Below are 12,702 nucleotides of genomic sequence, written 5' to 3' on the forward strand. Positions count from 1 at the left end.
TACGGGCAAGTTCCCTAGGACAGGTACTAAAAGCCAGGCTTCGAATATACGGCACCAGCGCCGCTGCCTATGATGCCCGCCGCCGGCACAACTCCTCATCCACATCATCAGCGCGGACGCTTTCACGATCCTGTTCGCCAGGTTTGCGCCGCGCTGTGTATATCCAGGAATGGTTATGCCGACCTTCAGATTGAATACCCTGTCTCGTGCCACCCGCCTTTGTGTGGCCAGCCTGGGAACTGTTGTATTGCTACCCATGGCGGGCCTGGTACAGGCCGCCGATGAACCTGCCGATGCGGCCCTGCCACGCGCCGAAAGCGCAGCCGACGGCCCCTTCATCAATATCCAGGCGCTAATGGCCAATCCGGCCCAGCGCAACATCGTCGACGCGGGAACCGAACGTCTGCAGCAGGAAATCGGCATGCGCCTGCGCAGCCTCATTCCGGACCGAAACGACAGTTTCAAGGGCCTCAAGGTCATGGTCGGCACGCTGCAAAGCAACAACCGCTCCCAGAGCGCCGCACAGGAAATGTTTGTCGCCGCCCGTGGCGACGGCAGCTTCATCGCCCTGATGCCTGACAGTAACCTGATGATTCGCGGCAACGCCAGTGGCGAACAGTCGTTGATTCGCCTCAACAACCAACACTCCTTCGACCCGCGCAATATCGACTCCGTGCCCAACGAAGGCGACGACGTACCCAACCTGATCGAGACCCAGAGCGGTCAGCGCAGCTACCTGACCCACCGCAACGCCCAGGGCGAGATCGTCATCGATCTGCTGGCAGGCTTCACCCAGAAAGCCGCCAACTACATCGGTGACCACGAGGCCTATGCCCTGGCCCAGGTCGCCTCGGTCAACCGTGCCGTGGAAAACTCGCAGATCAAGAATGTGCGTGTGCGCCTGGCCGGCACCCAGGTGATAGCCAACGACTACCCGATCACCACCCCGGTGCTGGCCGATGTCAAAAACCTGTTCGCCGATGGCATGCGCAAATACAGCCCGGACCTGGTCGCCGCATTCACCGTTGGTACACCCGGGGTGGACACCGCCGCCGGCTGGGCCTACGTGAACGGCCGCTACTCGGTCAACGCCATCAGCGCCTCGGCCGCCTTCCGCCACGAACTGGCACACAACATCGGCGGCAACCACTGCAACGACGGCAACGACAACTACCGCTTCGGCCACAACAACGGTCGGGTCGGCACCATCCTCTGCGGCAACCACGTCGGCTACTTCTCCAACCCGGACCTCAAGGACCACCTCGGCGTGCCCCTGGGCGATGCTCGAACGGCAAACATGGCCCGGGTCTGGCGCGAGAACGCTGCGAAGATTTCCGCCTACGCCCCCTCACTCGTGCCGCTGGACAGTGAAAACCTGATCACGATTCTAGAAGAACGGATCAACCAGGCCAAAGGCCAGACCCGCTACTTCCCACTGGATGTACCGGCAGGCACCCAGCGCCTGGCCTTCACCGTGGTGCCCGGCACCAGTACCAACAAGGGCGGCCAGGTCCAGTTGTCGCTCAAGTATGGTGCTCAACCAACCACCACCAGCTACGACTACCGCTCGACCCTCAGCCAGATAGTCGGTCTCGGGGCCAAGGATCCAAAGCCGGGCCGCTGGTACCTGGCTATCAGGACCGAAGGTATGGCGGCTGAAGACCTGATCCTGCAAGGCAACGCTTACGGCCACACCCAGGAAACGGCCCAAGGCACCTACCTGAAGCTCGTAGCGACCTCTTCGGTGGACGGCAAGAACAACGCCAGCATCGCCGAACTGATGCTGGCCAGCGCCAAAGGCGAGCCCCTTCCTCGAAACAGCTGGCGTGTCCACTCAACCAGCAGCGTGGCATCCGGCACCACCTCGGGCTCGAACGTGCTCGATGACAACCCCAACTCCTACTGGAGTTCGGCCACCGACGCGCGTTATCCCCACCAGATCGTGATCGACATGGGCAGCCATAACAGTTTCTCTCAATTGCGCTACCTGCCACGCCAGGACCAGGGCCAGGCGGGCAATATCAAGGGCTACCAGGTGTACTCCAGCCACAGCCTCAATGGCCCCTGGAGCTTGCTGGCAGACGGTGAGTTCAGCGCCGACAACCAGGTCAAGGTGACCTCGCTCAAACCTGTGGATGCCGGCACCCCGCCAGTGGCCGTGATCCGCGGCAAGACTGAAGCCAATGCAGGCGAACAGATCGTGCTGGATGCGTCCGCCTCCAGCGACCCACAAGGCGCGGCCCTGAGCTTTGCCTGGGAAGCCTCGCCCAAGCTGGACTTTACCTACGACGGTCCGCGCATTGCCTTCACCGCACCAGAATTGGCCGATGACACCCGCTACCGCTTCACCCTGAGCCTGAGCAACGGCAAGCAGAGCACCCTCAAGACCCACGAAATACTGATCAAAGCCAAGGCCGGCAGCGGCAGCTGCAAGCCCCAGTGGCAGGCTCACGGTACCTATGTAGCCAAGGACCAGGTGCAGTGGAAAGGCCGTCAATACGAAGCGCGCTGGTGGACCCAGGGCAGTGAACCGGGCACCCCGGCCTTCACCGGGCCCGATGGCTCCGGCAAGGTCTGGCGTGACCTGGGTCCGTGCAACAGCGAAGGCGAAAAGCCGGCGGTCAAGCCGCCAGTGGCCAGCATCGACGGCCCGGGCCAGGCCAAAGCCGGAGCAACGCTGGTGCTCGACGCCAAAGGTTCCAGCGACCCTGCTGGCCTGCCGCTGAGTTATCGCTGGAATGTGAACCCGAGCGTGGACTTCCAGGCGGCCGGGACCTCGATGAAGTTCGTCGCCCCCAAAACAGCACAAGACGTCACCTACCGCATCACCCTGAGCCTGGGCAACGGCCATCACAGCGTGACTCGCGAGCACAGCGTGACGGTCAAGGCAGAAAGTGCCGCTTGCCAGGGCCCATGGTCGGCCCAGGGCACCTATGTGGCGAAGGACCGAGTCAGCCATAACGGGCGCTTTTACATCGCTCGCTGGTGGGTCAAGGGCAGTGAGCCGGGCAACCCGGCGTTCACCGGGCCAGACGGCTCCGGTAAGGTCTGGCTCGACGCCGGTACCTGTAACTGACGCGAAGTGGGTGACAGCCAGCTGCACAATCGGGTCACCCTTTCCGGGCAATGTGGGTTAAAAGGGTGGGCGGCGATTGCCCCAGTCGTCGCCCCCCCCCCACTGCCGTCGATCGCCGCTCGATTCCACCCAGCGCGCCCATTGGCAGACCACTGACGTTTTGCCCATGGAGTTCTTCAATGCCCAAGATTGCCCTGTCCGCACGGATGCTAGCGGGCCTTTCACTCTCCCTGTTGCTGCCCCTGGCCTGCGCCGCCGAGCTCGTCGGTTTTCGTGAAATAACCCTGCCCGATGCAAGCAAGCAGCGCCCCCTGCATGTCGCCCTCTGGTACCCCACCGAAACCGCCAGCCCGCTTCTGGTATCGGCAGAGAACCCGATCTTCCAGGGCCTGCCCACCATCAAGGATGCCTCTCCTGCCCCTGCGGCCCATCCCTTGGTGGTCCTGTCACACGGCTATCGCGGCAACTGGCGCAACCTCAGCTGGCTGGTCACTTCGCTGGTCGGCCAGGGTTATGTGGTCGCCGCCCCTGACCACCCGGGCACCACGAGTTTCGACCAGCGTCCGGAAGAAGCGGCGAAGCTTTGGCAGCGTCCCCGGGACCTGAGCCGGGTCATAGACGCACTGAGCGCTGACAAGTCCCTGGCAGGCGCGGTCGACCCGCAGCGCATCGCCGCCATCGGCCATTCGCTGGGCGGCTGGACGGTCACCGCATTGGCCGGCGCCCGCTATAGCCCGCAACGCTTCCTGGAGGAATGTCGGCTGCATCCCAACCCGCGTCTGTGCGGGCTGGCTCCGGAGCTGGGGATTGCGCCGCAAAACCAGGGTTCTCTGGGCACCGACCTGCGGGACCCGCGAATCAAGGCGGTCGTCTCCCTGGACCCGGGGCTGGTCCGTGGGTTCACCCCGCAAAGCTTGTCAGCGGTGCAGACGCCGACCCTGATCCTGGGAGCAGGAGTCGATATTGCCAGCATGCCGGTGGAGCAGGAGTCGGGCTACCTGGAAACCCTCCTGCCGTCGGCCACCTCCAGCCTGCTGGTGATCGCCGATGCCAGCCATTTCAGCTTCATGCAAATCTGCAAGCCAGGTGCCCCGGCCCTGCTCCGGGAAGAGAACCCCGAGGATGAAATCATCTGCCGGGACGGCGGCCAGCGCAGCCGCGAAGCGATTCACCAGCAAGCGAGCCAGGTCATCGGCGACTTTCTCCAACGGAGCCTGGCCGGCCTGCCACCGGGACAGTGATCAGGCCGCCTCTTCCTGGGCCGCGGCCTTGGGCTTGCGCCATTGGGGCAGGCCGATCAGCACTACGGCACTGATGATCACCAGCATGGCCATGGCCTCCTCGATGCCAATGGTTTCGCCGACGAAGACGATGCCCAGCAGCACCGCCACCGCCGGGTTGACATAGGCGTAGCTGGTGGCCGCGGCTGGGCGCACGTGCTTGAGCAGGTACATGTAGGCGTTGAAGGCGATGATCGAACCGAAACCGGCCAGGTAGGCCAGGGCCAGCCAGCCTTCCATCGGAGGCAGGGTGTCCAGATGCTCACCGCTCAGGGCACTGCCGATCATCAGTACCACGCCACCGACGAGCATTTCCGCGGCACTGGCCATGGCGCCCTGGGGCAGCGGCAAATGCTTGCTCCACACCGAGCCGAAAGCCCAGGCCGCCGCAGCGAACAGCAGCAAGGCGGCGCCCATCGGGCTCGACTGCAGGTTGGACCCCAGGTTGAGCATGCCGATGCCAATCATCCCGAGGACGATCCCGGCCCACTCCAGGCGCGTGTTGCGTGCGCCCCAGAAATACCCGCAGAGCAGGGTGAACAAAGGCACCGTGGCCACCGCCAGCGCCGCGACGCCGGAGGTCACCCCGGAGTGTTCGGCCAGCGTTACCGCACCATTGCCACAGCTCAACAGCAGCACACCGATGATCCCTGCGGCCTTCCATTGCGCCCAGGTCGGCGCCGGCACCCCGCGCCAGCGCAGAAAGGCGTACATCAGGCTACCGGCGATGATGAAGCGAATGCCGCCGAGCATCAGTGGCGGCCAGTATTCGACGCCGATGCGAATCACCAGGTACGTCGAGCCCCAGATCACGTAGAGGGCAAAAAAGGCGGCGATCAACGGCAGCGGAAAACGGCTTTGGCCAGGCATGGGGGGCGGCTCTGAGGCAGGCAGGGGGAGGTCTATTCTAGAAACTCGGCCCAGGGAACTTAAGTTACAAAACCTGTTTATAACGCCCGTACACTTTCCAAAAGATGGAGATAAGGGCTATATACCGTGCTTTCGAAAGCTGGATAGATCGAGAGCCTTCCATGGACAAGTACGACCGCATGCTCCTGGCCAGCCTGCTGGAAAATGGCCGGGCGAGTTACGCCGAACTGGCACGCAAGGTGAATCTCTCAGCACCGGCGGTGGCCGAACGCGTGGCCAAGCTGGAGGCCAGCGGAGTGATCACCGGCTACCAGGCCAAAGTCGACATGGCCAAGGTCGGCTTGCCGATCCAGTGCGTGATCGAACTGCGCCTGGCCCAGCACGGCAACCAGAAGGCCTATGACGAACTGATCAAGATTCCCCAGCTCACCGAGTGCCACCGGGTCACCGGCGACCCCTGCGTGATCATGCAGGCCGCAGTGGGATCGATGCCGGAGCTGGAGGAGTTGATCAACCGCGTGGCCCAGTTCGGTTTCAGCAAGACCTCCATCGTGCTCTCCAGCGCCATTGAACGGCGCGTGCCCCTGGGGCAACTGGAAAGCAAATGAACCTCGGGCCTCAGAACCCGCGGTGGCGCTTGAGGTGTTCGGGGACTTTGGCCGCGGGAACCTTCTGCAGTTTGCACAGGAAGTCATGGGACAGCTCGCGCAGGCCATGCTTGTGCCTCAGTTCGCCGGCCAGATGCGCCACCAGGTTGGCGGCCATTTCGGCGTCGGCCATGGCGCGGTGAGCCTGGCCGGTGTGCGGCAGGCCGGCGAATGAAGTCAGGGTGCCCAGCTTGTGATTAGGAGCCGCCGGCATCAGGCGCCGCGCCAGCAGCAGCGAACAGGCGAAGTTCTGCAGGCGGGTGCGCTTGATCCGGCCCAGCTCGAAATCCCAGAACTTCTGGTCGAAGGCCGCGTTGTGGGCCAGCAACGGCGTGATGCCGACGAACTCGTTGACCTCGTTCATCACCTGCTCCGCCGGCGGCGCGCTGCGCAGCATGGCATTGCTGATGCCGGTCAGTTGCTCAATAAAGGCCGGCACCCGCACGCCGGCGTTCATCAGGCTCTGGTAACGCTCGACGATGCGCCCCTGCTCAAGGATCACCACGGCTATTTCCGTGGCCCGGCAACTGCTGCTCGGGGAGATCCCGGTGGTTTCAAAGTCGATGACGGCAATGCGTTCCAAACCTGTCCTGCTCCGTATGAAAATTGATCAGCTTTTAAGCAGCAAGGCGCCTTCGATCGGTACATAGCGCGTAGCCGCGCGAATCAGCGAATTGGCGGTCAGCCCCGGCACGCCATAGGCCACCGCGCTGACCCCGTGCTTGTGGATGATGCGCTCCAGCAGCAGGTCGAAATCACCGTCGCCAGAAGCCAGCACCACTTCGTCGACATGGGCCGCAGCGTCCATGATGTCGATGGTGATGCCCACGTCCCAGTCGCCCTTGGCCGAGCCGTCGCTGCGCTGGATATAGGGCTTGAGTTTTACCGTGAAGCCCAGGTTGCGCAGGATCTGCTGGAACTGCTGTTGCTTGCTGTCACCACGGTCGATGGCATAGGCATAGGCTTCGACAATCTGCCCTTGCTTGCTGATATCCGCCCACAGCGCCGCATAGTTGAAGTGGCAACCATAGGCCTGACGAACGGTGTAGTAGAGGTTCTGGACATCGGCGAACACAGCGATTTTCTTCACCGCTAATCCTCATGGCGCAGCAGCGCAGGGGCTGGATCGGGCCTCGGGCCCCGAAAAGTCGCCCAGTATGCCAGTCGCAGGGATTGTTCCGCGAATAATCGGTCCGGGGCAGGTGTTTGCCCCGGACCGACGCAGGTCAGACGAAGGAGTCGTCGTCGGAGAAGAACGAGCTGTCGTCGTTGTCGTAGTCGGCGTTGCTGAAGCCACCCTGGTCGTTGTTGCCCCAGGAGTCGTTGTTGGCCAGGCGCTGCTCGTCATTGCCCCAGCCGCTGTTGTCGCTGGCCGGCGCCGGCTCTTCCTTGATGACTTCGACGATTTCCTGGGGCTGTTGGTTGTTATGGAACAGGCTGCTGATGCCCTGGGCCAGCATGACCCCGCCCGCAACGCCGGCGGCAGTTTTCAAGGCGCCGCCCAGGAAACTGCTACCCGCCGCCGGTGCCTGCTGCGGTGCATAGTTCTGTGGCGGTGCGGCGTAATTCTGCTGCGGCGCGCCGAAGTTCTGTTGCGCGGGGGCGCCAAAGGAAGAACGCGCCGGTTCACGCCAGCCACCACCGGACGACGGTGGCGGTGCGCTCTGGCTCGGTGCCGGCTGTGGCTCGCGGGAACCGCCGAAGATGCTCGACAGGAAACCGCCACTGGCCGCCGGTGCCGGAGCACTGGCCTGGGCCCGGGCCTGTTGCAGGTCAGCCTGCAATTGCTGGACTTGCTGGGTCAGCTGCTGGTTCTGCTCGTTGAGGCTCTTGAGTGCGGCCTCCTGCACCAGGATCGCCTGGGTCATGAAATACCCGGCCGCAGGCTGGCGGGTCAGATGCTCCTTGATCCGCGCCTCTGCCTGGGCGTCGCGCGGGGCTGAATCCGTTTCGGCTTGCTGCAACCGTGAAAACAGTCCATCGATCAGGGTTTGCTCTTGGTTGTTCATGGCGACCTCTTTAGATTGCCGGTAGAAATCTGGTCCGCCGCTCGGACAGAGCGGTGGTACGCACCAGTTATGGGGCTGGTGCGACGACTTTCAATGGTCTTTACCCAAGGTTTACGTTTGCTCGGGCGGGGCCTGCATCGGTTAAAGTGTGCAACCGCTTCTTCAACTGCGATCTCATCGAATGAATCCGTTAGATGTACTGCGTGACTCTCTGTATTTCTTCCAGCGCAACCTCGGGCAGATCGCCCAGCTGTGCCTGCCGCTGGTGATTCTCGAAGCCTTGCTGCAGCAAGGGGTCAACAGTGCCCTGGGCCCCGATACCTTCCCGGGCTACAGCGTGGTGGTGGGCCTTCTGGTGTATCCGTTGTACACCGGTGCGCTGATCCTGTTTCTCGACGCCCGCACCCGGGGCGAGTCGCCGCGTACCCGGGACCTGCTGGCCATGGCCCTGACCCTGTGGCCGCGTTTTGCCCTGCTGACGGCGGTCAGCACCCTGCTGATCCTGCTGGGGTTGTCGCTGTATTTCCTGCCGGGGCTGTGGCTGATGGTGGTACTGGCTTTCGCCGAGTACCTGCTGGTGCTCAAGGGCATGGCGCCGCTGGCGGCCATCAGTGAAAGTTTCCGCCTCAGCCGTGGGCACTTCCTGCGGATCCTGGTGTGCATCCTGGCGGTAATGACCCCGCTGTGGCTGCTCAAGGGTGCCAGTGAAGCGGCCTATTCCGAACCGCTGAACCCGCTGCTGTCCCTGGCCATCGATAGCGCCTACAGCTTCCTGCAGCTGTTCACTAGCGTGGTGCTGTTCCGCCTGTTCATGCTGATCAGCGAGCAGCCGGACAAGCGCTGAATCCTCCCCCGGCCGCTCTGCCCCTTGGGTGACGGCCGTGCTCTCGGTTATGCTCCGGGGCCATCCTGCAACGCCATAAGCCGAGCCGATGATCCGTCTACTTCGCATCACCCTGTTGAGCCTGTTGTTGATCGGTCTGGTGCTGGCCGGGCTGGTCTACAGCCTGACCTGGCGCCCGGAAGCCAAGGAAAGCCTCGCTGTCAGTTGCAGTGCCCAGGCCGCGCCGCTGGTGCCGGGCCAGGCCCTGAAAGTGATGACCTGGAACCTGCAGTACCTGGCGGGCAAGCGCTATGTGTTCTGGAACGACCAGGCACAGGGCGAGGACGAGCAGCCGACCCTGGAGGACATGGCCTTCAGCCTCGACGAAGTGGCTCGCGTGATCCGCGACGAACAACCGGACCTGGTGCTGCTGCAGGAAGTGGACAACGGTGCCAAGGCCAGCGCCTACCAGGACCAGCTCAAACTCCTGCAGGAACGCCTTACCGATCTCTACCCCTGCAGCACCCAGGCTTACGACTGGAAAGCCGATTTCGTACCATCGCCGCATATTTTCGGCAGTGTCGGCCGACAACTGGCCACCCTCAGCCGCTATCGCATCGATCACGCCGAACGCCTGCAACTGCCCACAGCCGAACACGGCTTCATCGGCCGGCAGTTCCAGCCCAGGGAGGCCCTGCTGCTGAGCTACCTGCCCCTGAACGACGGCGGCCAGGTGGCGGTGCTCAATACCCATCTGGAACGTGCTCGCACGCCTGGCCAGACGCAATCAAGGCAGGTCGCAGCCATTGGCAAAGTCCTGGATAAACTCGAAGGCCGCGGCACGCCCTGGCTGATTGGCGGGGATTTCAACCTGTTGCCCCTGGGCCAGTACCAGCGACTGAGCGACGTGCAACGGGCGCCCTACAGTGCCGACAGCCCGCTGCACCTGCTGTGGGACAAATACCCGATGATCCCCAGCAACACCCAGGCCAGCGGCGTCGACCGCGCGCATTGGCTGACCCACTACCCCAACGACCCGAGCCTCGACGGCCCGGATCGCACGGTGGACTATCTGTTCTACAGCCCGCGGCTCAAGCGAGTCGAATCCCGGGTGCGCCAGGACGATACCTTGCGCATCTCCGACCACCTGCCGGTGCTGGCCCGGTTCCTCTTGCCGGCGCAATAACCCCCAGAGCGGCACCCATCACCTGTAGCCGCTGCCGAGGCGGCGATCGCAACAGCTTGGCCCAGATTCCGCCTGACACACCGAGGCGTCCGTTTTGCGGGGGCTGCGCCCCCGGGCGCAGCCTCGCACGCTCGGCAGCGGCTACAGGGCAGTACGGGAGTTCGGGTTATTTGCGCGGTTTGACCCGCGCCGTGGCTTCGGCGATCAGCGGGTCATCCGGCCAGTAGTGCTTGGGGTAACGGCCCTTGAGGTCCTTTTTCACCTCGGCGTAGGTGCTGCGCCAGAAGTTCGCCAGATCCTGGGTGACCTGTACCGGACGTCGTGCCGGAGACAGCAGGTGCAACTTGACCACCTGGCGGCCACCGGCAATGCGCGGTGTTTGCGCCAGGCCGAACAGCTCCTGCAGGCGTACCGCCAGGATGGGTGGATGCTCGCTGTAGTCCAGGCGAATCGACGACCCGGAAGGCACCGTCAGGTGATGGGGGGCCAGCTCATCCAGGCGCTGAGGCAGTGGCCAGGGCAGCAGGTTGTGGATAATTCCGGCCAGTTCCAGGTTGGCGAAGTGGCTGAGCCGCGAGACCTTGCCCAGGTAGGGCTGCAACCACTGCTCCAGCCCCTTGAGCAAGGCCCCGTCACTGACATCCGGCCATTGGCTGGCGCCCGTGGCCTCCAGGTCCAGCTGGCGCAGCAACGCTACCCGGGCCTGCCACTGGCGCAGCTCCGGGGTCCAGGGCAGCAGCTCCAGGCCTTTGCGCCGGACCAGATTGACCAGGGCCTGAGTGCGGGCGGACTCATCCAGCCCGCTTAGCGGTTCGCGGCTGAGCACCAGTTCGCCGACCTTGCGCTGGCGTTCGGCCCGCAACACGCCTTCGCGCTCGTCCCAATCCAGCTGATCGACTTGCCGCACCTGCTCCGCCAGTACCGAATCGAACAACACCGGATCGAAATCCGCCGCCAGGTAGATGCGCTCCTCGCGCTGCCCCTGGCGGCTGCCCAGGTCAGCGATCACCAGCCAGGGTTGCTTCATCAGGCTGTCAGTTTCGCTGAACAGCGCCGCGCGGCCGTTGGCCAGGCGGTATTCGGCACCGCCGGGGCGCCGCTGCTGGGCCACCCGATCGGGATAGGCCAGGGCCAACAGGGCGCCGAGCCAGCGCGGGTGCTCCGGGTCGGCCACCGCAGCCTCGGGCTGCCCGCGCAGATAGCCCCGGTACTGGCGCGCCAGTTGTCGGGCACGCTGCACCCCGCCCTGGGCTCCGCGAGCGGCACGCTCTTCCCCGCCAAGCAGCACCAGGCGGCTGTGCAGGTCGGCGCCGGCGCCGCGCAGGATATCCCGTTCCCCCAGCAGCGCCGCGACATCGCAAGCCATCGGCGCCAACCCCAGGGACTGGCCGCGCAGCAGCAGATGGGCAATGCGCGGGTGAGCCGGCAACTCGGCCATGGCCTGGCCGTGGCGGGTCAGGCTGCCATCGTCATTCAACGCCCCCAGGCGCACCAGCAAGTCCTGGGCCTGGGCATAAGCGGCACTGGGGGGAGCGTCCAGCCATACCAGTTGATTTGGCGTCACGCCCCAGCGCGCCAGTTGCAGGGCCAATCCGGCCAGGTCCGCCTGGAGGATTTCCGCACTGGCATAGGCGGCCAGTTGCTCCTGTTGATCGGCCGACCACAAGCGGTAGCACACGCCGGGCTCCAGACGCCCGGCACGCCCGGCGCGCTGGGTGGCGCTGGCCCGGGAGATACGCTGGGTATCGAGGCGGGTCATGCCGCTGCCGGGATCGAAACGCGGTACCCGCGCCAGCCCGGCATCCACCACCACCCGCACGCCATTGATGGTCAGGCTAGTTTCGGCAATGTTGGTGGCCAGCACCACTTTGCGCTTGCCCGACGGCGCCGGGTCGATGGCTGCGCGCTGGGCTGCCAGGTCCAGCTCGCCATGCAACGGGCAGAGCAGGATCTCGCTGCGCTCGCCCAAGGCTTCGGCCAACTGCTGGTGCACCCGGCGGATCTCCGCCTGGCCGGGGAGGAACACCAGCAGGCTGCCGCTTTCATCGTTGAGGGCCTCGAGCACCGTCTGCACCACCCTTGGCTCGATGAATTCACCGGGCTGGAAGGGTCGGCCCCAGCGCTGGGCCACCGGGAACATGCGCCCTTCACTGCGCAGGATCGGCGCATCGCCGAGCAGGGTCGACAGGCGCTCGCCTTCCAGCGTCGCCGACATCAGCAGGATCTTCAGTGGTTGCTCGTCACGAAACAGCTCGCGGCCATTGAGGCTCAGGGCCAGGGCCAGATCGGCGTCCAGGCTGCGTTCGTGGAATTCATCGAAGATCAGCAGGCCGACGCCTTCCAGGGCCGGGTCATCCTGCAGGCGCCGGGTGAGGATGCCTTCGGTGACCACCTCGATGCGGGTACGCGGGCCGACCTTGCTGTCCAGGCGGATGCGATAACCCACGGTCTCGCCGACTTTCTCTCCCAGCTCGCTGGCCAGGCGCTCGGCGGCGGCCCGGGCGGCCAGGCGCCGGGGCTCGAGCATGAGGATGGTCTGTCCGGCCAGCCAGTCCTGGTCCAGGAGCGCCAGGGGCACGCGGGTCGTCTTGCCGGCACCGGGCGGGGCTTCGAGCACCGCTTCATGGCGTGTCGCCAGGGCGGTACGCAGTGCAGGCAAAACTTCATCAATTGGCAAAGAATTCATGCTGGCTCCAAAACAGAGGCGCGAGTATAACGGCGAACTGCCTGGGGTTAATCATGGTCTGAGTGCTGATCGACAAGACTCAACACCCCGCTTCATCCCTCGTTGCTTTCGTGCTTGCTAGGAGA

The 12,702-nt window shown here is 64.4% G+C and carries 10 protein-coding genes; 5 read left to right on the plus strand and 5 right to left on the minus strand.

Annotation, left to right across the window (positions count from 1 at the left end; translation table 11 throughout):
• Nucleotides 1-175 precede the first annotated feature (175 nt).
• Both BLS75_RS28495 and BLS75_RS28500 read left to right on the plus strand, forming a co-directional pair.
• Nucleotides 176-3,076, plus strand: a complete 2,901-nt coding sequence (locus BLS75_RS28495) for a discoidin domain-containing protein (protein WP_072452926.1) — start codon at nt 176-178, stop codon at nt 3,074-3,076.
• 179 nt (nt 3,077-3,255) lie between these two features.
• Complete coding sequence (locus BLS75_RS28500; protein ID WP_072452925.1) at nt 3,256-4,317, plus strand: alpha/beta hydrolase family protein; 1,062 nt, start codon at nt 3,256-3,258, stop codon at nt 4,315-4,317.
• On the opposite strand, the gene yedA is transcribed toward BLS75_RS28500, so the two are convergent.
• On the minus strand, nt 4,318-5,226 hold the full coding sequence (gene yedA, locus BLS75_RS28505) for a drug/metabolite exporter YedA (protein WP_011063629.1): 909 nt from the start codon (nt 5,224-5,226) through the stop codon (nt 4,318-4,320).
• Nucleotides 5,227-5,387: 161 nt separating this feature from the next.
• On the opposite strand from yedA, the gene BLS75_RS28510 reads away from it, so the two are divergent.
• Nucleotides 5,388-5,834: an Lrp/AsnC family transcriptional regulator gene (locus tag BLS75_RS28510; RefSeq protein ID WP_011063630.1), complete on the plus strand. Its 447-nt coding sequence runs from the start codon at nt 5,388-5,390 to the stop codon at nt 5,832-5,834.
• 10 nt (nt 5,835-5,844) lie between these two features.
• Here BLS75_RS28510 and BLS75_RS28515 read toward each other — a convergent pair whose 3' ends face one another.
• From BLS75_RS28515 to BLS75_RS28525, 3 genes are all read right to left on the minus strand, one after another.
• Nucleotides 5,845-6,456: a 3'-5' exonuclease gene (locus BLS75_RS28515; RefSeq protein ID WP_011063631.1), complete on the minus strand. Its 612-nt coding sequence runs from the start codon at nt 6,454-6,456 to the stop codon at nt 5,845-5,847.
• A 27-nt stretch (nt 6,457-6,483) separates the two neighbouring features.
• Nucleotides 6,484-6,963: an NYN domain-containing protein gene (locus BLS75_RS28520; protein ID WP_011063632.1), complete on the minus strand. Its 480-nt coding sequence runs from the start codon at nt 6,961-6,963 to the stop codon at nt 6,484-6,486.
• A 136-nt stretch (nt 6,964-7,099) separates the two neighbouring features.
• Nucleotides 7,100-7,882: a DUF2076 domain-containing protein gene (locus BLS75_RS28525; protein WP_072452924.1), complete on the minus strand. Its 783-nt coding sequence runs from the start codon at nt 7,880-7,882 to the stop codon at nt 7,100-7,102.
• A gap of 181 nt (nt 7,883-8,063) precedes the next feature.
• On the opposite strand from BLS75_RS28525, the gene BLS75_RS28530 reads away from it, so the two are divergent.
• Together BLS75_RS28530 and BLS75_RS28535 are read left to right on the plus strand one after the other, a co-directional pair.
• Nucleotides 8,064-8,726: a YciC family protein gene (locus BLS75_RS28530; protein ID WP_019093827.1), complete on the plus strand. Its 663-nt coding sequence runs from the start codon at nt 8,064-8,066 to the stop codon at nt 8,724-8,726.
• An 88-nt stretch (nt 8,727-8,814) separates the two neighbouring features.
• The gene (locus tag BLS75_RS28535) at nt 8,815-9,891 is read left to right on the plus strand and encodes an endonuclease/exonuclease/phosphatase family protein (RefSeq protein ID WP_015637151.1); all 1,077 of its coding nucleotides are present in this window, start codon (nt 8,815-8,817) and stop codon (nt 9,889-9,891) included.
• A 166-nt stretch (nt 9,892-10,057) separates the two neighbouring features.
• On the opposite strand, the gene hrpB is transcribed toward BLS75_RS28535, so the two are convergent.
• Entirely contained in the window at nt 10,058-12,577 is a 2,520-nt protein-coding gene (gene hrpB, locus BLS75_RS28540) for an ATP-dependent helicase HrpB (protein ID WP_072452922.1), read from the minus strand.
• Nucleotides 12,578-12,702: the final 125 nt, after the last annotated feature.

The sequence above is a fragment of the Pseudomonas sp. NFPP12 genome, assembly GCF_900103205.1.
In the GTDB taxonomy this organism is placed as follows: domain Bacteria; phylum Pseudomonadota; class Gammaproteobacteria; order Pseudomonadales; family Pseudomonadaceae; genus Aquipseudomonas; species Aquipseudomonas protegens.